Below are 23,423 nucleotides of genomic sequence, written 5' to 3'. Positions count from 1 at the left end.
TTTGGCGCATGACTGATCTCGCTTCGCTCCACGGGCACACGACCCTGACCATTCCGCCGACCGGACCGGGATCGCATGACGCGCATGTGCTGGCGGGCATCAATCGCATCCTCCAGGAAGCCCTGCGCGCCTCGACCGAGGAGGAACTGGGCCGATTGTGCCTGGAGGTCGCCGAGGACCTGACCGGCGCGGCGTTCAGCTTCTTCGGCGAACGGCGCGAGTCGCATGACCGGCTGGACCACATCGCGATCAGCGAGCGCGGCTGGGCGGCCTATGAAGGCGCGGACCCCGTATTCCGCCAGCGCCAGTTGCCCAACGGGCTGAACATCCACGGCATTTTCGGCCAGGTCATCCTTCAGGACCGCAGCCTGATCGTGAACGACCCGGCCAGCCACCCCAACCGGGTCGGCACGCCCGAGGGGCATCCGCCGCTGCACAATTTCCTGGGCGTACCACTGCGCCGCGACGGCGAGACCTTTGCGATGTTCGCGCTCGGCAATCATCCGACTGGCTTTACCGAGCGTGAGCGGGCGATCGCCGAGGAACTGGCCCCCGCCATCGTCCAGGCGCTGTTGCGCAAGCGGGCCGAGGTCGCCTCGCGGGACAGCCAGCGCCGCCTGCTGACCCTGATCGAGGGGATTCCGCAACTCGTCTGGACGGCGACACGCGACGGGCAATGGACCTGGGTCAGCCCGCAATGGGTCGCGATGACCGGCCTCAGCGTCGAGGAGAGCCTGGGCCATGGCTGGCTGGCGGCGGTCCATCCCGACGATCGCGACGCCGCGCGCCGCTATTGGGAAGGCGCTGGCGAACATGGCGATCTGGCGATGGAGGGGCGGCTGCGCCACGGCCAGACCGGACGGTATCGCTGGTTCAAGACGCGCGCGACGCCGGTGCGCGACGATCATGGCCGGATCGTCGAATGGTTCGGCACTTCGACCGATATCGACACGCTGCGCCGCCTGCGCGAACGGCAGGAAACGCTGGTCGCCGAGCTTCAGCACCGGGTGCGCAACATCCTGACCATCGTGCGGTCGATCTTCACCCGCACGGTCGAGAATGGCGGCCCCATCGACGAGATCGCCGACCATTTCCGCGGACGGCTCGATTCGCTCGCGCGGACGCAGGTGGTCGCGACCCAGACACGGTCGGGCCGGGTGGACCTGGAAAACCTGATCCGCGACGAGCTGCTGGGCGTCGGCGCGATTGAGGATGACCGGCTGATGATCGAGGGCCCCGATGTGGCGCTGCCCGCCGATACGGCGGAATCCCTGGGGTTGGCGGTTCACGAACTGACCACGAACGCCCTGAAATACGGGGCGCTGCGCCATTCCGCCGGGCGGCTCACCGTCACATGGGATATTGAACCTAAATCAAATGGCGAATGCGAACTGATTGTAAAATGGGATGAAACGGGTGTACCAGCGATGCCGGTCCCGCCGGTACGCCAGGGATTCGGGACCGAACTGATCCGCGAAGCCTTGCCCTATGGGCTGGGTGCGCGGACCAGACTGGACTTTCGCGGTGGTGGCGTGTCGTGCCTGATAACGCTACCATGGATAAGTGACGACGCCGACGCGTCGAACCGGAGCCTAGAGGGATGAACCGCCAATCGCCGCTGGCCGACAAACGGATTCTCGTCGTCGAGGACGAGTATTTCATTGCGCGCGATCTGGAGCGGGCCCTTCGCGCCGCCGATGCGATCGTGATCGGGCCGGTCGCGACACTGGAACAGGGCCTGACCCTGGCCGAGACCCAGCCGCTCGACGCCGCGGTGCTCGACGTCAATTTGGCGGGCGAGCGGGCGTTCGAGATCGCCGACCGGCTGTCGGCGCGCGATGTGCCCTGGACCTTCCTCACCGGCTATGACGAATGGGCCCTGCCCGCCGCCTATCGATCCGCCCCGATCGTTGCCAAGCCCTTTCAGGCCGATCGCGTCATCCGCGCGATCGGCGCGCTGATGCCCGACAAAGGACGCGCATGACCCGCCCCCTCTCGATCGGCATGACCGCCGCCGCCACCTCCGACGACCTGTTCGCGCCCGGCCTGCGCCGGCTGTCCGCCCTCGCCACGCTGGAGGCGTCCGACCTGGCATTGTTGCGCACCGCGATGGAGACGCCGCGCACCTATCCTGTGCGCCATAGCTTCCTGACCGTGGGGCGGCCGGTCGCCGAGCCGCTGATCGTGCTTCAGGGCTGGGCCGCGCGGGTGCGCATCCTGCCCGATGGGCGGCGTCAGTTCATGAGCTTCTTCCTGCCCGGCGACGTGATCGGCGCGACATATCAGGCGATGCCGATCGCCACGGCCACCGTCGTCGCACTGACCGAGTGCACCGTCTGCACCGCGCCGCGTGCCCCCGCCGGATCGGGCCTGGCACAGGCCTATTCCGTCGCGCGGGCGCTCGACGAGGCTTACCTGCTGGGCCATGTCGTCCAGTTGGGCCGCCTGAACGCGCAGGAGCGGATCAGCGATTTCCTGCTGGAAATCTACGAGCGGCTGTCGCTGGCGGGGCTGACCGTGGGCGGCAGCTTCGAAATGCCGCTGACCCAGGAAATGCTGGCCGACGCACTGGGCCTGACCCCGGTGCACGTCAACCGCATGATCCAGCAGGCACGGCGCGACGGCGAGCTGATGTGGAAATCGGGCCGCGTCCTGCTGCGCGATCCCGAGCGCACCGCACGGACCATCGGGCGTCAGAGCCCGCAGGTCACCGGCGCAGGGCGCTGAGCCGAAACCACCTGCACCGCCGCATCCGGTCATGGCCCCGCCTCGCCCCTGTCGGCGCGGGAGGAACATCGCTTCATGGCCATTCACCGCATAATGATGATTTGGTGCACGAACCGCACCAATTTCATACCAATGTCATCAAAATTTCGCCAAGCTGACACCGACTAACCCTAACGCCCCCACAGAACCGGCAGAAGCGCCGATGGGGGACCACGATCATGCTTACGTTTCGCAGCCTGCTGAAGGCTTCGGTTTCGCTCATCCTCGCAACGGGCCCGCTCGCCGCGCAGGCGCAGGACACCAGCGCCACGGCCGCCGCCGCGCCGCAGGCCGCCGAGGCGACCGATGGCCAGAATGACGAGATCGTCGTCAACGGCACCTATGCGCGCAGCCTGGCGGCGGGCATCGAGACGAAGCGCCGCGCCGCTTACGGCGTCGACTCGATCAGCTCGACCGATATCGGCAAGTTCCCGACCCAGAACGTGGCCGAGGCGCTGCAGCTTGTCCCCGGTGTCGCCATCACCCGCCCGCGCGGCGAAGGCCTGTATGTCAGCGTGCGCGGCCTGGGTCCGCAGTTCCAGAACACGCTGATGAACGGCCGCACCATCGCGCTGAACGACCTGATCGAGAATGGCGGCGCGGCCGGGCGTCAGTTCCGCTTCGAGATGCTGCCCGCCGAATTCACCTCCAGCATCGACGTGGTGAAGACCCCGACCGCCGATATGAGCGAAGGCGCGCTGGGCGGCAATATCGACGTCAAGACCTTCCGCCCGCTGGAAGTCGGCAACAAGACGACCGTCAACATCCGCGGCACCTATACGACCCAGACCAAGGACGTGCGCCCCAACGTCACCGTGCTGACCAGCGCGAAGAACAGCGACGGCACCTTCGGCATCCTGGCGGGCGCGCAATATTGGGGCAAGACGGTCCGCAACGACCGCTTCATGAATTTCGGCTGGCTGCTGAACCGCTACACCGATGCGGCGCGCGGCGGCGCGCCTACGGGCCTCTATTCTCCGACCCGCACCCGCCCCACCGTCGAGACCGAGGACCGCAAGCGCATCTCGGGTATCGTCTCGGCCCAGTGGCAGCCGACGCCGGAATTGCAGACGACGCTGGACGTGGTCGCCACCCGCCTGGACGTCGCCTATGACGAGTTCGGCCTCGACATCTATCCGGACGACGTCAACGTCACGATCGGCGGTGTCAAGCAGCTGCCGACCGTGCTCCAGCCCGGCTATACCGTGGTCGGCGACACGATCACCAAGGCGACGATCGCCAATGCCCGCTTCATGGCGACGCGCGAGTACAGCCTGAACCGCCACGACCTGCTGACCATCGGCCTGAAGCAGGCTTGGAATCCCGATCGCTGGCATGTCACCGCCAACGTCAACTGGTCGGCCGCGCACAGCTATCACCCCGACTACCGCACCGGCACGGTGCGCAGCCGCGCCTATTTCATCGCGCCGCTGACCTATGACGCCAGCGCCGGCTATCAGAACATGCCGACCCTCTCGACGCCGGTCGACGTCACCAATCCGGCCAATTACAAGCTGTTCCAGTTCAACATCGCGCCCAAGGACAGCAAGGACTGGGATTTCTATTCGCGCCTGGACGTCGCGCGGGACTTTGACGGCTTCCTGTCCAAGTTGCAGGCGGGCAGCGAATATCACTGGCGCAAGCGCGACTATTTCCGCCGCGATTACCTGATCGACACCGGCACCAACCAGCCGCTGACCAATTACGGCGCGGGCGCGTATCAGCAGATGCCTTATGACGATTTCCTGAAGGGCGTCGACGGCAACGGCATCCGCAACTGGCTGGTGCCCGTCACCCAGGCCTATGTCGGCAATTTCTTCACCCCCGCGATTGCCGCACAGCCGCTGACCAACGGCGATCTGCGTTCGTCCTTCGTCGTGTCGGAAAAGATCGCCGCCGCCTATCTCCGCGCCGATTACCAGTTCGATGCGGGCGCCGTGCCCGTCACCGGCAATGTCGGGGTCCGCTATGTCCATACCGACCAGGTCGCGAGCGGCACCCTGACCCTGGGCAGCGCCTTCACCCCGGTCAGCTATCCCAAGACGTTCAACAACGTCCTGCCCAGCTTCAACCTGCGCGCCGACCTGTCCCAGTCACTGGTCGGTCGCCTGGCCGCCAGCCGGGTGCTGACCCGCCCCAACGTCACCGACACCGCGCCGCGCATCACCGTGTCGACCGACGCACCGACCGCCAGCGGCGGCAACCCGCAGCTCGTGCCGTTCCTCGCCACCCAGTTCGACGGGTCGCTGGAATGGTATTTCGCGCCGTCGGGGATGCTGTCGGGTGCCGTCTTCTACAAGGCGATGGACAACTACATCACCCAGGACAATACCGAGATCACCATTCCGGGGCGCGGCATCGTCCGCCTGTCGACCTCGGTCAACGGCGGCAATGCCAAGGTGTATGGCGCGGAAGCCGCGTACAGCCAGGTCTTCACCTTCCTGCCCGCGCCGTTCGACGGCTTCGGCGTGCAGGGCTCCTATACCCATACCGAGGTGAATGCCGACTACACGGCGGGTTCGCGCAGCATCAAGGACCAGCTGATCGGCCTGTCGAAGAACAGCTTCAACCTGGTCGGCTTCTACGACAAGGGCCCGCTGTCGGCGCGGCTCTCCTATGTCTGGCGCGACAAATATCTGTCGAGCACGGGCAGCACGGTGCAGGCCCCCACCTATGTCGCCGCCTTTGGTTCGCTCGACGGCCAGCTGTCGGTGCGCGCCGCCGAAAATCTGACGCTCAGCCTGGAGGGCATCAACATCGCGGGCGCGCATCAGAACACCTATAACGACAGCAATCTGCGCTTCGGCGAGATCAACTATTACGGCCGGACGATCCTGTTCGGCGTGCGGGCGGAGTTCTGATGACCAAGGTCTTCCTCACTTTGGCGGCGGTCCTCGCGACCGCCGCCGCCCCGGCCCCGCAGAAACCCCTGCGGATGAACGACATCCAGGTCGTCGGCTCGCACAACAGCTACAAGAAGCGGATCGCGCCTGCGGTCTTCGCCGAGCTGGAGCGCCGCGACCCGAAACTCGCCGCCGCGCTGGATTATGATCACCTGACGCTTGCGCAGCAGCTCGACCGGGGCGTGCGCCAGTTGGAGATCGACATCTTCGCCGATCCCGAAGGGGGTCGCTTCGCGCATCCGATGGGCGAAAAGCTGGCCCGTGCGGCGGGCGAACAGACCGGCTTCGACGGAGCGGCGATGATGAAGCCGGGCTTCAAAGTCTTCCACATCCCGGAAGTCGACTATCGCTCCTGCGGCACCTTCAAGCAGTGCATCGGCCAGATCGACGCCTGGTCGCGCGCACATCCGCGCCACCTGCCGATCATGGTGACGATCAACGCCGCCGACCGGCCGATCAACAAGCCCGGCGTCACCGATCCCCTGCCGCTGACCGCGCCGCTGCTCGACGCGCTTGATGCCGAGATCCGCGACGTGCTGACGCCGAACCGGATCATCACCCCCGACGACGTGCGTGGGAACGCGAAGAGCTTGCGTGAAGCCGTCACGACCAAGGGCTGGCCGACGCTGGAGAGCGCGCGCGGGAAAATCTACTTCGTGCTGGATACCCCATCGGATGTGTCCGATCGCTACCGCGCCGGGCACCCCTCACTGAAGGGCCGTCCGATCTTCGGCTGGTACGACACCGACCAGCCCGAGGCGTCGGTCGAGATCGTCGGCGATCCGCGCACCGAGAGCGCCAGGATCAAGGCGTGGGTGAAACAGGGCTTCATCGTCCGCACTCGCACCGATGCCGACACGGTCGAGGCGCGCGCGAACGACCACACCCGCCAGCAGGCCGCGATCGACAGCGGCGCGCAGGCGGTGTCGACCGATTACTATCCCGGTGCGCCGACGCGGGGCTGGAACAAGGGGTTCACCGTGACCCTGCCCGGCGGGGTGATGGAGCGGTGCAACCCGGTGACGCGGGCAACGGGCTGCAAACTGCCAAAGTGAGCAAATCCTCCCCGGCACGGGGAGGTGGCAGGCCGAAGGCCTGACGGAGGGGGGCTTCCTCATAGGACAGCCTGTGTGGCGATCCCCCTCCACCATGCTTTGCATGGTTCCTCTCCCCGCACCGGGGAGGATCAAGTTACCACCTGCTGACGCCCTTTTCATCTCCGGGCAAGCCGGGGTTCAGCCTGTTTGCATCACATTGGTCTCCGACGAAGCCTGCGCCCATTCGATCGGTGCCGGGCAGGAACGGAGAGCGGTGCATGGTGCGAACCGCGAGCCTTTGGATGTTGGTCCCGGCGCTGGTGACAGCCATGCCCGCTTACGCCGCCGATCCGGCGCGCGACGCCGCCTGGGCGGAACGGCTGGGCTGGGGTCCGTCCGCCGCGCCCGTCACCGGCCCCGCGCCGGGTAGCGACGCCTGGCTGCGTGACCAGCTCGACGGCCACATCGATCCCCTGCCGCCGGCGGTCCAGGCGCAGATCGACGCCATGCGCATCTCGCGCGAACGGGTGGCCGCGCTCGTCGTCGAGACCGACGCGATGCAGCGCGACCTGAAGGCGATCACCGACCCGGACCAGAAAAAGGCCGCGCGTGAAGCATATCAGAAGGCGATGAACGGGCTCGCCGACGAGGCGCGACAACGCTTCGTGCTGCGCGCGCTCTATTCGCCCGACCAGTTGCGCGAGCGGATGACCTGGTTCTGGTTCAACCATTTCAACGTGCAGGCGGGCAAGCGCGACATTCGCGCGATGGTCGGCGATTATGAAGAGACGATCCGCGCCCATGCGCTGGGCCGTTTCCGCGACCTGCTGGAGGCCACGCTGCGCCACCCGGCCATGCTGCGCTATCTGGACAATGACCAGAATGCGCGAGGAAAGATCAACGAGAATTACGCGCGCGAGATCATGGAGCTGCACTCCATGGGCGTCGGCTCGGGCTATAGCCAGCAGGACGTGCAGGAGCTGGCGCGCATCCTGACCGGGGTCGGCGTCGACCAGAAGCCCGATGCGCCCAAGCTGAAGCCCGAGCTCCAACCGCTCTACATCCGCGCCGGATTGTTCGAGTTCAATCCGGCGCGCCACGACTTCGGCACCAAGCATTTCCTGGGTCACACCATCCAGGGCTCCGGCTTCCACGAGGTCGAGCAGGCGCTGGACCTGATCGCGGAGAGCCCGGCGACGGCGCATCATGTCTCGCTGAAACTGGCGACCTATTTCATGGGCGATAATCCACCGCCCGCCCTGGTCGACCGAATGGCGGCGACCTTCCGCAAGACCCATGGCGACATCGCCGAGGTGCTGAAGACCATGATCCGTTCGCGCGAGGTGTCGGGCTCGCTGGGCAGCGGGTTCAAGGACCCGGTCGGCTATACGCTGTCGGCGGTGCGGCTGGCCTATGGCGACCGGACGATCACCAATCCGCAGCCGGTGGTCGGCTGGATCCGCCAGATGGGCGAAGGGCTGTACGACCACGAGACGCCCGACGGCTATGACCTGTCGAGCGCCGCTTGGTCCGCGCCGGGGCAGATGGCGACGCGGTTCGATATCGCGCGACAACTCGGCAACGGCGCGGCGCGGCTGTTCCAGGCCCCTGACGCCGCGCCCGGAACCCCGCCGCCGCCCGCCACCGTGCCGGTGCTGAAGGATTCCCCCATACTCGCCGCGCGGATGCCGATGCTGGGCAAGCCGACGCTGGCCGCGCTGGCCCAGGCGCGGTCGCCCGCCGAGTGGAACGCGCTGTATTTCTCCTCGCCCGAATTCATGCACCGATAGGAGGATGTCATGATGATCCCCCATTTGCACCGCCGCGACCTGTTGAAGGGTGCCGCCGCGCTCGCCCCCATGGTGATGGCGGGCCGCGCCTTTGCCGCGCCGCAGGCGGGCAGCCGCTTGCTGGTCGTGTTCCTGCGCGGTGCCTATGACGCGGTGAACATCGTGGTTCCCAGCACCAGCGACTTCTACCGCCAGTCGCGCCCGACCATCGCGCTGCCCAAACCCGATCCGGCGAACCCCAACGCGCCGCTGCCGCTCGATGCCGACTGGGCGCTGCATCCCGCGCTGAAGGACTCGATCCTGCCGTTATGGCAGGCGAAGCAGATCGCCTTCGTCCCCTTCGCGGGCACCGACGACATGAGCCGCAGCCATTTCGAAACGCAGGACACGATCGAGCTGGGCCAGCCGGTCGGTGGCCACCGCGATTACGGCTCGGGCTTCATGGCGCGGCTGGCGGGGATCCTGGGCACGGCCGAGAAGCCGATCGCCTTCACCGATCAGTTGCCTTTGTGCTTCCGGGGCGGCGATGACCCGATCCCCAACCTCGCGCTCGCCAATGTCGGCAAGCCGATCGACCAGCGCCAGGCCGCGCTGATCCAGAGCATGTATGCCGGGCACCCGGACCTTGCCCGTTCGGTCAGTGAAGGCTTCACTGTCCGCGACACCGTGTACAAGACGCTGGACCAGGAGATGAAGGCAGCAAGCCGGGGTGCCGTCTCGGCCAAGGGCTTTGCGCTATCGGCGCAGCGGATCGGCACGTTGATGCGCGACCGGTTCAATCTGGCCTTCGTCGATGTCGGCGGCTGGGACACGCATGTGAACCAGGGCGGCGCGACCGGCTATCTGGCCGATCGAATGGGCGACCTGGGCCGCGGCCTTGCCAGCTTTGCGCAGGCGATCGGCCCCGAGGCGTGGCGCACCACCAATGTCGTCGTCGTGTCGGAGTTCGGTCGCACCTTCCGCGAGAATGGCGATCGCGGGACCGACCATGGCCATGGCAGCATCTATTGGGTGATGGGCGGCGGTGTGTCAGGCGGACGTATGGCGGGCGAGCAGGTCACACTGTCCGCCGCCACGCTGAACCAGAATCGCGACCTGCCCGTGCTGACCGACTATCGCGCGCTTATCGGCGGGTTGGTGTCACGCCAGTTCGGCCTGTCAGCCGACCGCCTGGCGACGCTCTTTCCCGATGTGCGTCCGGCGGATCTGAATCTGGTCTGATCCGCTCGCAGCCCCGTTCCCGGCACGGCCATGGATGTCGTCCAGCACGTCGTCCAGGGTCAGCCCGGCCAGCTTGTCCTCCAGCGCCTCGCGCACCGGGGTCAGCATCGACTCCAGGCTGGCGGTGATGTGCCGGTCGATCAGCCCCTCACCCTGTGGCGGCTGCCGGTGGAAGGCGAAGAAATTCCGGTCCTCGACCGCCTGGTACACATCGACCAGACGGATATCGGCGGACGGCCTGGCCAGCATCGCGCCACCGCGATTGCCAAGTTGCGAGCGCGTCAGTCCCGCCGCCGCCAGCCGCAGCAGCAAGGCACGCACCACCGCCGCGTTGGAATTGACGCTGACGGCGATATCTTCGGACCGCAGGGGTGTCTCGCCATGCTCGGCCATCAGGGCCAGCATATGGAGCGACACGACGAATCGGGTACTGGTCGGCAAGTAACGGCGCTCCTCAACAGACGCAATTCCGACTGGATTTCCCGAATGATCGGGCCCTGATCGTGATCGTCATGTTTCATCATGACGACTGGCGAACCTATAATCCATGTTATTTTATGCTGTTCCACGACGGTAACGTCCGAGGCGGCCCAGATATCCGCGCATTTTTTGAACGGGATGGCCGGGACGGTCGGTGGCGCCGTGACAGCAGACAGGTCGGAACATCGCTACCAACTTGGAACGGTCAGCTGCGGATGTTCGAATTACGCCTTATGTCGGCCTGAAACGCAGTGCACGAACGGCGTCAGAGCCAAGTCCGCCGCGACAGAGCGGAATCTGTCCCCTTCATTCCTTCCCTGCAAGGGGAGGTATAAAACCGAGGCCCCTGCCTCAGGGCTTGGGCAGGCGGATCTCGAACAGTTCGGGCCAGTTCTTGCCGGTCACCAAGATGCGATGCTTCACCCGATCATAGGCGATGCCGTTGGCGACCGAGTCGCGATCGGTCAGCCCGACCCGCGCGATCAGGTCGCCCAGGTCGATCACGCCGACCACCGCTCCGCTGCGCGGGTCGATCCGCACGATATAGCGGGTCATCCAGACATTGGCCCAAATCTCGCCGTCGATATATTCCAGCTCGTTCAGGTTGCGTAAGGGGCGCCCATCGACCGTCACGTCCAGCGTGCGCGCGACCGCCATCGTGGCGGGGTCCAGGAAGCGCAGGCGCGGGCTACCGTCCGACAGGATGATCTGCCGCCCGTCATCGGTCATGGCCCAGCCTTCGCCGTCATAGCGCCATTCGCCGGTCCGCTTGAGCGCCGGGCGGCTCCAGCGGAAACCGCGCCCGCCATGCCAGGTGACGCTGCGCAGTTCGCGGCCCCAGGCGACGATCCCCTCGCCGAACAGCCCGTCGGGCACCGTCGCGCTCTTCAGCGTCCGGCCGGTCGCCAGATCGACCTGGCGGATGACGCTCTGCCCCTCGCGCCCCGTGCTTTCGTACATCGCGCCGTCGGCGATCAGCAGCCCTTCGGTAAAGGCGGTGGTGTCGTGGGGATAGGCACGGACCAGCTCGGGCTTGACCACCGGGGGTGGTGTCGGTGTGGCGGGCGCGGTCTGGACCGCCTGTTGCGCGGCGGCGGGCAGGGCCAGCGCAAGCACCAGCGGGAGAAAGGCGCGGATCACAGCGTACGCACCAGCCGCGCGACCCGTGCGATCCAGGCGGGGGCGGGCACCGCCACGCCCGCCGCCCCCGGTTCCAGCGGCAACAGGTGCAACGCGTCCGGCAGCAAACCCGCCAGCCGGGCAAAGACATAGCCACCGGCGGGGCGGGGCACGAGGATATCGCGATTCATGGCATCGGCGAACCTATCGGGGCCGAGCGGCTCGCACCAGAGCTCATCGCCCGCGCGATAATCGCCGACCGCCCCCGTCACCGTCACCGCCAGCATCCCCGGCGTCGCGCACGGGGGCGAGATGGCGCGGGCGCTGCGCGGTGCCACCGCCCCGCGCGGGCCCAGCAGGGCGGCGACGGGCAGGGTCTCACGCACCGGCATGGTGACCAGGTCGGCGGTGGTACAGCCCAGCGCGGCGGCGATCCGGTTGAGCCAGGGCAGCGAGACGGTTCGCGTTCCCATCTCCAGCCGACCGATCGTCTGCGGCGTGGTGGGCGGGCAACAGGCGCGCGCGACATCGTCCAGCGTCATGCCCTTGGCGCGGCGCACCTCGCGGATCGCGGTAATCATCGCCTCTTCCCCTCCATCGCCCCTTCCGCGCCCACCCGTCCCGCTTCTGCCCGTCTGGCGAAGCTGCGCCGGCTGGGCTAAGCGCCGAACCCTGTCCTGTCGGAGTTATCGCCATGCGGTTCGAGATCGTCAAATGCCATGGATCGGGCAATGATTTTCCGATGATCGACGCCCGCGCCCTGACGCTGAGCGATGCCGAATGGGCCGGTGTCGCGCGCGCGCTGGCGGATCGGCGCGGGCCGGTGGGCGGCGACGGCCTGCTCCTGCTGGTGCCGGGCGACGAGCGTGCGGCGTTCGGCATGGTGATGCGCAACAGCGACGGCAGCGAGGCGGAAACCTGCCTCAACGGCGTGCGCTGCGTCGCGCGCGCGGGCTTCGAGGCGCTGGGAATCGAAGCGGCGACGGTGCGGCTGAAGACCTCACACGCCGATGCCGTTCACGACGCCGATCTGGCGCCGGGCGTCTATACGGTACGCGAGACGGCCGGGCCCGCCGGGCTGTCCACCGCCGCCTGGCCGATCGTCGGTGCGCCCGACACGTTGATCGACGCGGTGCTGCCGATGCTCGACCCCGAACGGCGCTTCACCGCCGTCACCATGCCCAACCCGCATCTCGTCCATTTCACCGGGACGGTGGATGAAGCCGAACTGGTCCGGCTGGGCATGCTTTGCGAGGCCGCCCCCGACTGGCTGCCCAACCGGGCGAACGTGTCGTTCGTCGAGGTGCGCGGCGATGCGCTATTCGTGCGCACCTTCGAGCGCGGGGTCGGGCTGACCGACAGCTGCGGCAGCGCGATGGCCGCGTCGACCTATGCGGCCTGCCTGACCGGACGGATCGCTTGGGACGTGCCGACCGTGGTGTTCAACCGCGGCGGCTTGGTGCGGGCCTTTGCGCGAGAAGACGGGATGGTCACCCTGTCGGGCAACGCGACCTATGAATGGGCGGGCTCGGTTGAGGTCGACCTGGCCAGCGAGACGGCCAGCGACCTGACCGTCGACCAGCGCTTTCCCCATGAAATCGCCGCATGGGAGGCCGCCAGGCGCGGGTAATGCGCATTCTTTCCGCCATGCGCATCGACGGGGCCAGGCGTTAAAGACGGGTGGGAACAGCGCCACCCCGCTTACGCAACACCCCGCCCTCCGGCGCGTTCTTCACATATGCTCCCAGTACGCCGCCAGATCGCCGACCAGATACGCGACGTCGTCGGGTCGCGCGAACTCGACCTGACGCGACCGCCGGGCGACGACGGGCTGTTCGGGCCGGGTTCGGCGACCTGGGTGGTGCACGGCGACTTCACCGCGATGATGGCGGGCGGCATCGCCTCGCTGCTCGTCCAGATGCTGCACCCTGCCGCGCTGGCGGGGGTATGGGATCATAGCGGCTTTCGCCATGACATGGCCGGACGGTTGCGCCGCACGGCCGGGTTCATCACCGTCACCACTTACGGCGCGACTGACGCCGCCGAGGGGATGATCGCGCGGGTGCGGGCGGTGCATGACCGGGTCGGCGGCACCCTGCCTGACGGCACGCCCTATTCGGCCAACGATCCGCATCTGCTCACCTTCGTCCACGCCGCCGAAGTGGACAGTTTCCTGCGCGCGCATCGCACCTATCGCGATCCGGATTTCCCGGATGCCGAGGCGGACCGGTATCTCGCCGAGATGGCGTCGATCGCCCGGCGGCTGGGGGCCGAGAACGTGCCGGAGGATCGCCACCAGCTGGCGAAGTTCCTCGACTCGATCCGGCCGGAACTGCGCGTCGATGCACGGACACGGGCGGTGGCGCGCACGCTGCTCAACCAGCCCGCGCCCAGCCCCGCACTGGCCCCGGTCGGCGCCTGGCTGACCCAGGCGGGCATCGCGCTGTTGCCCGACTGGGCGGCGCGGCTGCACGGGCTGGACGGTTACGGCGCGGTACGCCCGGCAATCCGGGCGGGTACGCGGCGGCTGGGCGGTGCGATCCGCTGGGCACTGGCGGGATAACAAGCGGCCGGGCCGATCACCGGGGCAGGACCAGGCCTCCGGCGGTATCTGCCAAAGCGCGCACATCCGCCAGCGCTACAACGCCCCCAACCGCCGCAATGCGACCAGATAGGCGCGCATCCCCTCCAGCGCGCGGTCCGTCAGCACCATGAAGGCGCGGCGGCGGTCGGCCGCATCGGGTTGGCGCGCGAACAATCCCGCCTCGGTCATCCGGCCGATCCAGCGCAGCGCGGTCGTCGGCGCCACGGCGGCGGCGATGCACAGGCTCGACACCGACACGCGATTATCCTCCAGATGCGCGGCATACAGGTCGAGCAGCATGTCCCATGCGGGCTCCTCGAAGAGGCCGCTGCCGAACAACCCGTCGCGCAGGCGGCGCCCCCGGATCATCCGACGGACCAGTTCGGCGTCGCCCGGCTGCGCCTTGGCGGGGGCGGCGTGAAAGCTCTGATGCCGGTCGCCGACACCGCCGCGCCGATCCTCATCCTCCTGCACCGACAGGCGGGCCAGCGCCTCGGCGATCCGCGCCACCTCGGCGTTCAGCCGCCGGAGCCGTTCGGTTTCCCCCTCGCGGAAATGCGCATGCACCATGGTCGCGCCGCCGTTGCTCGCGCCCGCAATCGCCAGCGCCGCGACCAGTTCGAGCTGGCTGGCATCGCACAAATGGGACACGCGCGGGCCGATCAGCGTCGCGGCGACCAGATCGATGTCCTTGGTCGCCAGGCTGACCACGACCGGCAGGTCGAGCGCGGTCGCCACCGCGTCGATCCGGGTGAGCGCGAAGTCCATGGCCGAAGCCTCCGCGCCATGCGTATCGACCAGCAGCAGCGGTCGCCCGGCCTGCTGCCCGATTTCGTCGGCCACGTCGGGCCAGGCGATGTGGCGCAGCACTCGCCCGCCCGCCTGCCGCACGAGATCGCTCGTCGCGCCGGCCAGCGCGGACACGCCGATCGCCACGACCGCAAAGCCGCCGCCATATAGATCCTGTTCGTCCATGCCGCTCCCCCGCACGCCCGCAAGACGGGCGCGTCCTTGCTTCCCGTCGCGAAGATGGGACGGGCGCGCCGCATCGGCACGCCCCCCTTCCTCGCGACCGAAACCGACGTCCGGGAGTCGACGTCGGCTTCGAATCAGTCCCTCAACCGAGGGCCTTGACGATCTCTTCGACCATCTTCTTGGCGTCCGCCAGCAGCATCATGGTGTTGTCGCGATAAAAGAGTTCGTTATCGACCCCGGCATAGCCGACGCCGCCCATCGAACGCTTGATGAACAGCACCGTCTTGGCCTTTTCCACGTCGAGCACCGGCATGCCGTAGATGGGCGAGGACTTGTCGGTCTTGGCCGCCGGGTTGGTCACGTCGTTCGCGCCGATGACGAAGGCGACATCGGTCTGCGCGAACTCGGCGTTGATGTCCTCCAGCTCGAACACCTCGTCATAGGGCACGTTCGCCTCGGCCAGCAGGACGTTCATATGGCCGGGCATCCGCCCCGCGACCGGGTGGATGGCGTATTTGACGCGCACGCCTTCCTTCTTCAGCAGGTCGCCCATCTCGCGCAGGACATGCTGCGCCTGCGCCACCGCCATACCGTAACCGGGGACGATGACGACCTGTTCGGCCTGGGACATCAGGAAGGCCGCATCCTCGGCGCTGCCACGCTTCCACGGCCGGTCGACCGCCGCACCGCCGCTAGACCCGCCCGCATCGCTCGCACCGAAGCCGCCCGCGATCACGCTGATGAAGCTGCGGTTCATCGCCCGGCACATGATGTAGGACAGGATCGCGCCCGAGCTGCCGACCAGCGCCCCGGTGATGATCATGGCGCCGTTGTGGAGCGTAAAGCCCATCGCGGCGGCGGCCCAGCCCGAATAGCTGTTCAGCATCGACACCACGACCGGCATGTCCGCGCCGCCGATGGGCACGATCAGCAGGAAGCCGATGGCGAAGGACAGGATGGTGATCGTCCAGAAGATCCACGGCGCCTGATCCCGCGTGAACATCGCGACCAGGATGACGATCGCCCCGAGAATGCCGAGGTTCAGCGCATGGCGACCGGGCAGCAGGATCGGCTTGCCGCCCATATTGCCGTTAAGCTTCAGGAAGGCGATCACCGAGCCCGAAAAGGTGATCGCGCCGATCGCCACGCCCAGCGCCATTTCCACCCGGCTGACGACATGGATGCTGGCAAAGGGCTGTCCGATCATCGGCACCACCATGTCGGCGATGTCGAAGGCGACCGGGTTCAGGAAGGCGGCACAGGCGACCGCGACGGCGGCGAGGCCGACAAGCGAGTGGAAGGCGGCGACCAGCTGCGGCATCGCGGTCATCGCGATGCGCCGCGCGGTGGTGATGCCGATCAAAGCGCCCAGGGCGATGGCGGCGAGGATTTCGAAAGCGGCCGTCCAATCGATCAACAGATCATGCGGATTGCCCGGTGGCCAGGCTTCGGACCGCATCGGCACATGCGTCACCAGCGTCGTGACCACCGCGATGGTCATGCCGATCATGCCGAAGCGGTTACCCCGCTGGCTGGTCGTCGGGCTCGACAGCCCGCGCAGCGCCAGGATGAAGCACACCCCCGCCACCAGATAGGCGAGCGAAACCCAGGGGTTCGCGGCAACGGCCTCGACCGCAGGGGTGAGCGGCGCGGGCGGCACGGGGGCGATCACGAGCGCTTCTCCTTCTTGCGATACATGGCGAGCATCCGCTGCGTCACCGCAAAGCCGCCGAAGATATTGATGCTGGCCAGCACCACCGCGCCCAGCCCCAGCCACTTGGCCACGCCCGATCCGGTCGCCCCGGAGGACGCCGCGGCGGCGATCAACGCGCCGACGATGATCACCGAGGAAATCGCGTTAGTCACCGCCATCAAGGGCGTGTGCAGCGCGGGCGTCACCGACCAGACGACATAATAGCCGACGAAACACGCCAGCACGAAGATCGACAGGATCGATACGAAGTCCATCTTATTCCTCCCCGGAACGGGGAGGGGGACCGCTCGCCGCAGGCGAGTGGTGGAGGGGGGCCGCCGCCAGCGAGAGGATCGAAGCGGCAACCGCCTCGGCATCGCGCAGGATGTCGGCGGCTCCGATCCGCATGACCCTGTACCCGTTATCATTCAAATATCGGTCGCGCCCCGCGTCGCGGACCAGGCGTTTTTCGACGCCGTGAATGGCACCGTCGACTTCGACGATCAGGCGCGCTTTCGAACAATAGAAATCGGCGACGTAGCATCCAATCGGATGTTGTCGTCGGAAGCGCAAACCGCCGGGCGAACCGCGAAGCTGTTGCCAGAGCATGACCTCCGGCAACGTCATCACCCGCCGCAACTTGCGGGCCAGTGATACTTCGGGACGACGTATTTGCCGCACGCCCCCTCCACCGGCTTCGCCGGTCCCCCTCCCCGTTCCGGGGAGGATCACTGCGAAAGCCTCGGGTTCACCACCTGGCCACCCCTGGTCAGCCGGATCGCATCGCCGATCTCGGCGTCCAGCACGGGCCGTCCGGCATCCTTGTCCCAGAAGGCCGCCAGGAAATTGTGCAGGTTGCGCGCGAACAGAGCCGAGGCGTCCGCCGCCAGGCGACCGGCCATGTTGCGGTGGCCGACGATCGTCACGCCGTGGCGCTGGACGACCTCGCCCGGCACCGCGCCCTCGACATTGCCGCCCGCTTCCACTGCCAGGTCGATAATGACGCTGCCCGGCCGCATCGTCGCGACCTGCGCATCGGTCACCAGGCGCGGCGCGGGGCGGCCGGGGATCAGCGCGGTGGTGATGACGATATCCTGCCTGGCGATATGCCCGGCGACCAGTTCCGCTTGCGCGCGGCGATAGTCCTCGCTCGTCTCGCCCGCATAGCCGCCGGTGCCCTCCCCCTCGATGCCCGCGACACCCTCGACGAAAATCGGCTTGGCGCCCAGCGACTGGATCTGCTCGCGCGTGGCCGATCGCACGTCGGTCGCCGACACCTGCGCGCCCAGCCGCCGTGCGGTCGCGATCGCCTGGAGCCCCGCCACGCCCACCCCCATCACGAAGACCCGCGCCGCCGGGATCGTGCCCGCCGCCGTCATCATCATCGGGAAAGCGCGGCCATAGGCGCTCGCCGCCTCCAGCACCGCCTTGTAACCCGCCAGATTGGACTGGGACGACAATATGTCCATCGACTGGGCGCGGGTGATGCGCGGCATCCAATCCATCGCCAACGCCTCCAGCCCCGCCGCCGCATAGGCCGCCACCGTCTCCGTCCGACGAAACGGGTCGAAAGCTCCGACCACCCAGGCCCCCGGTGCCAGGCCGCCCAGCGTCGCGGGATCGGGCGCCTGCACCACCAGCACGATATCCGCGCCCGCCAGCACCGCCGCCCGATCGGCCAGCATCGCCCCCGCCTGCTCGTAATCACCATCGGCGATCCCGGCGGCGATCCCTGCGCCCTGCTCGACCGCCAGGGTCGCGCCGAGTGCGATCAGCTTCTTCACCGTCTCCGGCGTGGCGGCGACGCGGGTTTCCCCCGCTACGGTCTCATGGAGGACCGCGATCCGTAAGCCCACGGGATCAGGCGATCAGCCAGAGGACGATCGCCACCAGAATGGCGACCGCGACCGCGCCCCATTTCAGCATCCCGATCATCAGGCCGTAGGTGGCGACATGCGCCTTCATTTCGCCGGTGCCTCCCGGAATGCCGGTGTCGTTGCCCGCCATGATCCTCACCTCCGCTTGTCGTTCGTGCGAAACCGTTACCCGCCCGCCTGTCCTGTATGGAGCTTATTCACCGCCCCGGACGGATCAACCCCGAAACGTGCCGATCCGCCCCCGCGCGGCCCGCACCGCGAAAAGAAAATGCCGCCGGCCCGGTCCTGCGCCGCGAAAAGAGATTGTCCCGAATTAACGCAGATTTTAACAAAGTTGCGGTATACCGCCCTGAATTGGGACCACAGGACATATTATGACGCGCAACGGCCAACGTCTGCTGCTGCTGATCGATGACGAACCGGCCCAGCGTCGGCTGATCACCGCGCTGGCGCAGCGTGGCGGCTGGCGCACCCTGTTCGCCACCGATGCCGATATGGCCGCCTCCGCCCTGGAATCCGCCCAGGGGCGCGAACTCGATGCCGTCCTGATCGATCACTGGGCCCCCGGCACCGATGCGACGCAGATGATCGCCGATGTGCACGCGCTGCGCGCCGACCTGCCCATCCTGATGCTGACCGCCAACGACTCGGTGGCGCAGGCGGTGGCGGCGATGCGCGCGGGCGCGACCGACTTCCTGGTCAAGCCGCTGGCCCCCGAACGCCTGCTCGCCGCGCTGGAGGCGTGTGTCGCGGGCCAGACCAGCGGCGAGCTTCGCCCGCTGACCGAGAAGATTCCCGCACTCCTCGCCTTTGACGAGATCGTCGGCGACACGCCCGAATTCCGCGCCGCGCTCGGCGTCGCGGCCAAGGCGGCGCGCGCCCGCGTCGCGGTCCTGATCGAGGGCGAGGGCGGCGTCGGCAAGGAATCGCTGGCCGAGGCGATCCACGCCGCCTCCCCCCGTGCCGAACGGCCGATGATCCGCGTCAACTGCGCCGCGACCGCCGCCAACCTGCTCGACAGCATCATCTTCGGCCATGAGGAAGGCGCCTTTGCCGGGGCGTTCGAACGCCGCATCGGCAAGATGGTCGAGGCGGACGGATCGACCCTGTTCCTGGACGAGGTGTCGGGCATGCCGCTCGAAACCCAGGCGCGGCTGTTCGACATGCTGCAATCCGCGACGATCGTGCCGCTGGGCGCGCGCCACGCCCGCGAGGTCGATGTGCGCATCATCGCCGCCACCGATGGTCGCCTGCTCGAGGCGGTCGAGGCCGGGCGGTTCCGCGAGGACCTGTATTACAAGCTGAACACCGTCCATGTCGCGGTGCCGCCCTTGCGCGACCGCGCCGCCGACGTCCCCGCGCTGACCCGCCACCTGCTCGGCCGGATCGCGCAGCAGCCCGGCCTGCGCCATCTCGACATCACCGACGACGCGCTCGACCTGCTGCGCCGTTACGACTGGCCCGGCAACGTCCGCCAGTTGCAGAACGCCCTCTTCCGCGCCGCCGTGCTGTGCGAGGGCGACGAACTGACGCCCGCCGACTTCCCGCAGATCGCCTCGCTCGGCGACCGCCCCTCGGTCAGCGCGAGCAGCGGCCAGGCCGCGCATAATGGCGGCATCAACCTGTTCCGCCCCGACGGCAATCTGCGCCCGCTCGAGGATATCGAGGCCGATGTCATCCGCCTGGCGATCGGCCATTATCGCGGCCGCATGACCGAGGTCGCCCGACGGCTGGGGATCGGCCGTTCGACGCTTTATCGCAAGCTGGGCGAACTGGGCATCGACAACGCTGCGTGAAGAAATCCTCCCCGGCACGGGGAGGTGGCAGCACGAAGCCCTGACGGAGGGGGGCTTCCACCCAGGACTGGCCCAGCGGCACACCCCCTCCACCAGCTTCGCTGGTCCCCCTCCCCGTACCGGGGAGGATTTAACGGCTTACCACAACACCCCGTCGACCGGCTTCATCGGCTCGGGCGCCGGATCGCCGATCGACTGGAGCAGGTCGATCTCGATCGTCCGGCACATCGCGCTCAGCGGCAGGTCGTGGACCGTGTCGCTGAACGGATCGACCAAGTCGTCGCCGATCTGAAGCGCGGCCAGGAACATCAGCCCCGCGATCGACGAGCCCACCGGCGTCGCAAAGCCCAGCGTCTCGACCAGACCGATCGGCAGCAGCACACAGAACAGCCGGGTGAAGAAGGCCGGGATAAAGCGATACTGGTTGGGCAACGGCGTGTTCTTCAACCGCTCCATGCCGCCTTGCGAGTTGGCGATGTCGACCAGCACCGATTCCATCTGCGTCTGCTGGATGGTGTCGAGCCAGCCGCGACGCTGCGCATCGGCAATGCGGCGGCCGGTGCCGTCGAGCAGGCCGTTGGCGGTGTTCGTCCGCTCGAGCGCGGGCTCGGCCTCGCCCTGCGACAGGAAACGCAACACCTCGCCGTCGACCGGCTGCTTGCGCAGCTGACAGCGCAGTGCGTTCACATAGGCGATCTGACGCAGCACGATCGAACGCTTCAGGTCATGCGCCTCGGGCTCGGGCAGGAAGTTGCGCGCGCTACGGGCGATATTGCGCGACGCGTTGATCATCAGGCCCCAGAGCTGCCGCCCCTCCCACCAGCGCTGATAGGCCGAGTTGGTCCGGAAACCTAGGAACAGCGCAAGCGCGGTGCCGAACAGCGTCAGCGGCAGCGAGGGCGCCTTGAACGGCAGGACATAATAGGCAACCGTGACGATCACGTCCCAGATGAACAGCCCCAGCAGCGGCCGCCAGACTTCGGCAATGATGATGCGGGTACGTGGTACGGCGTCGACGATCAAATCCGGTCTCCCTTATGCAACCGTCCGGTCAGGCGTCCAATCGGGTCTCAGGTCGCAGCAACGCGACAAAGTCGGGTTGGATGCGTCATCGAAATAATACTGCACCGCAACATGGAAAGGTGCCGGGGGCACCGGAAACGAAACGTTACGAAAGTGCCGGCACCTGCAGCCCAGCCGGTGCGATGGGCCGCCGCATAAGTGCTTCGCCTGGCTCGCTTTCCGCTGGGAGGGCCGATCACCGCGCCTCGATGGGGCCGTTGCGCGACTTGCCCCTGGGGGTTCGAAAAGGCATGGCGAAATTCTTATGTCCGTGCCGTCCCCCGCCCGCATCCTGATCGTCGCCGGTTCCGATTCCGGGGGCGGGGCGGGCATACAGGCGGATATCAAGACGGTCGCGATGCTGGGCGGTCACCCCATGACCGCGATCACCGCGATCACCGCACAGAACACGCTGGGCGTCCAGGCGGTGCACCCCGTCCCCACCGCCATGGTCATGGCGCAGATCGACAGCGTGCTGGCCGATATCGGCGCGGATGCGGTCAAGATCGGCATGATCGGATCGGCGGAAACCGCCCATGCGCTGGCCGACCGGCTGGAAACGCTGGCGCTGCCCGTGGTGTTCGATCCGGTCATGATCGCCACCAGCGGATCGGTGCTGGCCGATGCCGACGTGATCGCCGCGTTCCGCCGCTTCCTGGGCCTCGCCGCGCTGACCACGCCCAACCTGCCCGAACTGGCCGCGCTGGGCGGCGAGGCCGTGGTCCGGCACCAGACCGCCGCGCTGCTGGTCAAGGGCGGGCATGGCAAAGGCCCGGTGATCGAGGACCGGCTGGTCCAGCCCGAAGGCGAGCAACGCTGGCAGCATCCCCGGCGCGAAACGACATCGACCCACGGCACCGGCTGTACGCTGGCCAGTGCGATCGCGACCGGACTGGGCCAGGGCCTGCCGCTGGCCGATGCGGTCGACCGCGCCGTCGCCTTCGTCCAGGCCGCGCTCGCCGCCGCGCCCGGGCTGGGCCAGGGCCACGGGCCGATGGGCCATGGGCTGGGCATGGTGCCCTTCTACCACCTGCTCGCCGCGATCAGCCGCGAAGGCTGGGACGCCGCCGCCTTCGCCGCGCGCTGGGGGTGATGATGCTTGCTCCCTGTGAGGGGAGGAATGGGCAGCTTCCCATCCCTAGCGCACGGCGATAGAGCCGCCGCCATGGTCGATCACAGTTTTCCCGCGCCCCTGTGCGGCGTGGACGAGGCGGGGCGTGGGCCGCTGGCGGGCCCGGTCGTCGCGGCCGCCGTCATCCTGCCCGCCAGGGATGTTCCCACCGGCATCAACGATTCCAAGAAGCTGACCGAAAAGACCCGCGCGCGCCTGTATGCCGAAATCCGCGCCTGCGCCGTGGTCGGCGTCGGGGTGGTCCATCCGGAAGAGATCGATCGGCTCAACATCTATTGGGCGACGATGAAGGCGATGACGCTGGCGGTCGATGCGGTGGTCGAGACGCTGGGATGCCACCCCGCGCATGTGCTGGTCGACGGCAACAAGCTGCCCAAATGGGAGTATGCCGCCACCGCGATCGTCGGCGGGGATGCCAAGTCGCTGGCGATCGGTGCCGCGTCGATCGTCGCCAAGCATCTCCGGGACCAGATGATGATCGAAGCGGCGGCGGAGTGGCCCGCTTATGGCTGGCATTCCAACAAGGGTTACGGCTCGGCCGTGCATCTGGCGGCATTGCGCGAACACGGGCCGACGCCGCTCCACCGCCGCAGCTTCGCGCCCGTGGCGCAATGTTACCTCGACCTCTAGGTGTTTGATCCAGCTAAGCTGAAACACCACCCCGGCGGAGGCCGGGGTCCAGTTGGGGGTCCGGTTGTGACGATCCAGTGCGCTTCATCGCCGAAGCCTTCGCAACTGGACCCCGGCCTTCGCCGGGGTGGTAGGGCAATGGTTCAGGGCAGGTGGATCAAACTCTAATTCCTCCCCGTCGGACGAGGGGAAGGATTTTAAGGCCAAGGCGAGTCGCCATCGCCACACCCCCACTCCCTTGGGGGCGAAGTTATCCACAGCCCCTATATCTGCCACACGCCCGCAGGATTTCCCCGAATCTGGCGGAATCCCGCGAGTCGCGCTTGCGAATCGCCTCTTGACGACCGACTCGTTCCGG

22 protein-coding genes are annotated in these 23,423 nt (G+C 67.5%); 12 read left to right on the top strand and 10 right to left on the bottom strand.

Annotated features, from left to right (window positions below; translation table 11 throughout):
* Positions 1–8: 8 nt before the first annotated feature.
* The 7 genes from SOM26_RS12820 to SOM26_RS12790 all read left to right on the top strand — a co-directional run bounded on the left by SOM26_RS12820 (position 9) and on the right by SOM26_RS12790 (position 9,717).
* Entirely contained in the window at positions 9–1,604 is a 1,596-nt protein-coding gene (locus SOM26_RS12820) for a sensor histidine kinase (protein WP_320453112.1), read from the top strand.
* A complete protein-coding gene (locus SOM26_RS12815; protein WP_320453111.1) occupies positions 1,601–1,984 on the top strand; it encodes a response regulator in 384 nt (127 codons plus the stop codon). The genes SOM26_RS12820 and SOM26_RS12815 overlap by 4 nt, the downstream gene beginning before the upstream one ends.
* Complete coding sequence (locus tag SOM26_RS12810) at positions 1,981–2,727, top strand: Crp/Fnr family transcriptional regulator (protein WP_320453110.1); 747 nt, start codon at positions 1,981–1,983, stop codon at positions 2,725–2,727. Before SOM26_RS12815 ends, SOM26_RS12810 begins: the two co-directional genes overlap by 4 nt.
* A 218-nt stretch (positions 2,728–2,945) precedes the next feature.
* Positions 2,946–5,627, top strand: coding sequence for a TonB-dependent receptor (locus tag SOM26_RS12805; RefSeq protein WP_320453109.1), 2,682 nt, complete (start codon positions 2,946–2,948; stop codon positions 5,625–5,627).
* Positions 5,627–6,724: a phosphatidylinositol-specific phospholipase C1-like protein gene (locus tag SOM26_RS12800; RefSeq protein ID WP_320453108.1), complete on the top strand. Its 1,098-nt coding sequence runs from the start codon at positions 5,627–5,629 to the stop codon at positions 6,722–6,724. Before SOM26_RS12805 ends, SOM26_RS12800 begins: the two co-directional genes overlap by 1 nt.
* Before the next feature lie 311 nt (positions 6,725–7,035).
* Positions 7,036–8,496 carry a DUF1800 domain-containing protein gene (locus SOM26_RS12795; RefSeq protein WP_320453187.1) on the top strand — a complete coding sequence of 487 codons (1,461 nt, stop codon included), beginning with the start codon at positions 7,036–7,038 and terminating at the stop codon, positions 8,494–8,496.
* 9 nt (positions 8,497–8,505) lie between these two features.
* Entirely contained in the window at positions 8,506–9,717 is a 1,212-nt protein-coding gene (locus tag SOM26_RS12790; protein WP_320453107.1) for a DUF1501 domain-containing protein, read from the top strand.
* Here SOM26_RS12790 and SOM26_RS12785 read toward each other — a convergent pair.
* The 3 genes from SOM26_RS12785 to SOM26_RS12775 all read right to left on the bottom strand — a co-directional run bounded on the left by SOM26_RS12785 (position 9,655) and on the right by SOM26_RS12775 (position 11,897).
* Positions 9,655–10,158, bottom strand: coding sequence for an Rrf2 family transcriptional regulator (locus SOM26_RS12785; protein WP_320453106.1), 504 nt, complete (start codon positions 10,156–10,158; stop codon positions 9,655–9,657). The two genes, SOM26_RS12790 and SOM26_RS12785, sit on opposite strands and share 63 nt — an antisense overlap.
* 390 nt (positions 10,159–10,548) lie before the next feature.
* On the bottom strand, positions 10,549–11,316 hold the full coding sequence (locus SOM26_RS12780; protein ID WP_414712062.1) for a glutaminyl-peptide cyclotransferase: 768 nt from the start codon (positions 11,314–11,316) through the stop codon (positions 10,549–10,551).
* A gap of 17 nt (positions 11,317–11,333) precedes the next feature.
* Positions 11,334–11,897, bottom strand: a complete 564-nt coding sequence (locus SOM26_RS12775) for a helix-turn-helix domain-containing protein (protein WP_320453104.1) — start codon at positions 11,895–11,897, stop codon at positions 11,334–11,336.
* Between the two features lie 113 nt (positions 11,898–12,010).
* Between SOM26_RS12775 and dapF the strand changes: the two genes are divergently transcribed.
* Both dapF and SOM26_RS12765 read left to right on the top strand, forming a co-directional pair.
* Entirely contained in the window at positions 12,011–12,946 is a 936-nt protein-coding gene (gene dapF, locus SOM26_RS12770; RefSeq protein ID WP_320453103.1) for a diaminopimelate epimerase, read from the top strand.
* 108 nt (positions 12,947–13,054) lie between these two features.
* The gene (locus SOM26_RS12765) at positions 13,055–13,879 is read left to right on the top strand and encodes an oxygenase MpaB family protein (protein WP_320453102.1); all 825 of its coding nucleotides are present in this window, start codon (positions 13,055–13,057) and stop codon (positions 13,877–13,879) included.
* 75 nt (positions 13,880–13,954) lie between these two features.
* On the opposite strand, the gene SOM26_RS12760 is transcribed toward SOM26_RS12765, so the two are convergent.
* The 6 genes from SOM26_RS12760 to SOM26_RS12735 all read right to left on the bottom strand — a co-directional run bounded on the left by SOM26_RS12760 (position 13,955) and on the right by SOM26_RS12735 (position 18,575).
* Positions 13,955–14,875 (bottom strand): winged helix DNA-binding protein, encoded by a 921-nt coding sequence (locus SOM26_RS12760; RefSeq protein ID WP_320453101.1) that lies wholly within the window; start codon positions 14,873–14,875, stop codon positions 13,955–13,957.
* Between the two features lie 142 nt (positions 14,876–15,017).
* Positions 15,018–16,535 (bottom strand): NAD(P)(+) transhydrogenase (Re/Si-specific) subunit beta, encoded by a 1,518-nt coding sequence (locus SOM26_RS12755; RefSeq protein WP_320453186.1) that lies wholly within the window; start codon positions 16,533–16,535, stop codon positions 15,018–15,020.
* A gap of 8 nt (positions 16,536–16,543) precedes the next feature.
* Entirely contained in the window at positions 16,544–16,843 is a 300-nt protein-coding gene (locus SOM26_RS12750; protein WP_320453100.1) for a proton-translocating transhydrogenase family protein, read from the bottom strand.
* Position 16,844: 1 nt separating this feature from the next.
* Positions 16,845–17,195, bottom strand: coding sequence for an endonuclease domain-containing protein (locus tag SOM26_RS12745; RefSeq protein ID WP_414712057.1), 351 nt, complete (start codon positions 17,193–17,195; stop codon positions 16,845–16,847).
* A gap of 101 nt (positions 17,196–17,296) precedes the next feature.
* Positions 17,297–18,424: an NAD(P) transhydrogenase subunit alpha gene (locus tag SOM26_RS12740; protein WP_320453098.1), complete on the bottom strand. Its 1,128-nt coding sequence runs from the start codon at positions 18,422–18,424 to the stop codon at positions 17,297–17,299.
* A gap of 4 nt (positions 18,425–18,428) precedes the next feature.
* Positions 18,429–18,575, bottom strand: a complete 147-nt coding sequence (locus SOM26_RS12735) for an aa3-type cytochrome c oxidase subunit IV (protein ID WP_320453097.1) — start codon at positions 18,573–18,575, stop codon at positions 18,429–18,431.
* A 244-nt stretch (positions 18,576–18,819) separates the two neighbouring features.
* Between SOM26_RS12735 and SOM26_RS12730 the strand changes: the two genes are divergently transcribed.
* A complete protein-coding gene (locus SOM26_RS12730) occupies positions 18,820–20,241 on the top strand; it encodes a sigma-54-dependent transcriptional regulator (RefSeq protein WP_320453096.1) in 1,422 nt (473 codons plus the stop codon).
* Between the two features lie 138 nt (positions 20,242–20,379).
* Here SOM26_RS12730 and SOM26_RS12725 read toward each other — a convergent pair whose 3' ends face one another.
* On the bottom strand, positions 20,380–21,264 hold the full coding sequence (locus SOM26_RS12725; protein WP_320453095.1) for a bestrophin family protein: 885 nt from the start codon (positions 21,262–21,264) through the stop codon (positions 20,380–20,382).
* Between the two features lie 304 nt (positions 21,265–21,568).
* Here SOM26_RS12725 and thiD point away from each other — a divergent pair, with 304 nt between their 5' ends.
* Both thiD and rnhB read left to right on the top strand, forming a co-directional pair.
* Positions 21,569–22,396 (top strand): bifunctional hydroxymethylpyrimidine kinase/phosphomethylpyrimidine kinase, encoded by an 828-nt coding sequence (gene thiD / locus SOM26_RS12720; RefSeq protein WP_320453094.1) that lies wholly within the window; start codon positions 21,569–21,571, stop codon positions 22,394–22,396.
* A 72-nt stretch (positions 22,397–22,468) separates the two neighbouring features.
* Entirely contained in the window at positions 22,469–23,065 is a 597-nt protein-coding gene (gene rnhB / locus SOM26_RS12715; RefSeq protein ID WP_320453093.1) for a ribonuclease HII, read from the top strand.
* Positions 23,066–23,423 lie beyond the last annotated feature (358 nt).

It is taken from the genome of Sphingomonas sp. CFBP8993 (assembly GCF_034044895.1).
GTDB lineage: Bacteria > Pseudomonadota > Alphaproteobacteria > Sphingomonadales > Sphingomonadaceae > Sphingomonas.
This window is presented reverse-complemented; position numbering and strand designations above follow the sequence as displayed.

Coding starts and splice junctions, on each gene's coding strand:
- SOM26_RS12820 (WP_320453112.1), top strand. CDS start 9: ATGACTGATCTCGCTTCGCTCCACGGGCACACGACCCTGACCATTCCG.
- SOM26_RS12815 (WP_320453111.1), top strand. CDS start 1,601: ATGAACCGCCAATCGCCGCTGGCCGACAAACGGATTCTCGTCGTCGAG.
- SOM26_RS12810 (WP_320453110.1), top strand. CDS start 1,981: ATGACCCGCCCCCTCTCGATCGGCATGACCGCCGCCGCCACCTCCGAC.
- SOM26_RS12805 (WP_320453109.1), top strand. CDS start 2,946: ATGCTTACGTTTCGCAGCCTGCTGAAGGCTTCGGTTTCGCTCATCCTC.
- SOM26_RS12800 (WP_320453108.1), top strand. CDS start 5,627: ATGACCAAGGTCTTCCTCACTTTGGCGGCGGTCCTCGCGACCGCCGCC.
- SOM26_RS12795 (WP_320453187.1), top strand. CDS start 7,036: ATGCCCGCTTACGCCGCCGATCCGGCGCGCGACGCCGCCTGGGCGGAA.
- SOM26_RS12790 (WP_320453107.1), top strand. CDS start 8,506: ATGATGATCCCCCATTTGCACCGCCGCGACCTGTTGAAGGGTGCCGCC.
- SOM26_RS12775 (WP_320453104.1), bottom strand. CDS start 11,897: ATGATTACCGCGATCCGCGAGGTGCGCCGCGCCAAGGGCATGACGCTG.
- dapF (WP_320453103.1), top strand. CDS start 12,011: ATGCGGTTCGAGATCGTCAAATGCCATGGATCGGGCAATGATTTTCCG.
- SOM26_RS12765 (WP_320453102.1), top strand. CDS start 13,055: ATGCTCCCAGTACGCCGCCAGATCGCCGACCAGATACGCGACGTCGTC.
- SOM26_RS12760 (WP_320453101.1), bottom strand. CDS start 14,875: ATGGACGAACAGGATCTATATGGCGGCGGCTTTGCGGTCGTGGCGATC.
- SOM26_RS12750 (WP_320453100.1), bottom strand. CDS start 16,843: ATGGACTTCGTATCGATCCTGTCGATCTTCGTGCTGGCGTGTTTCGTC.
- SOM26_RS12745 (WP_414712057.1), bottom strand. CDS start 17,195: ATGACGTTGCCGGAGGTCATGCTCTGGCAACAGCTTCGCGGTTCGCCC.
- SOM26_RS12735 (WP_320453097.1), bottom strand. CDS start 18,575: ATGGCGGGCAACGACACCGGCATTCCGGGAGGCACCGGCGAAATGAAG.
- SOM26_RS12730 (WP_320453096.1), top strand. CDS start 18,820: ATGACGCGCAACGGCCAACGTCTGCTGCTGCTGATCGATGACGAACCG.
- thiD (WP_320453094.1), top strand. CDS start 21,569: ATGTCCGTGCCGTCCCCCGCCCGCATCCTGATCGTCGCCGGTTCCGAT.
- rnhB (WP_320453093.1), top strand. CDS start 22,469: ATGGTCGATCACAGTTTTCCCGCGCCCCTGTGCGGCGTGGACGAGGCG.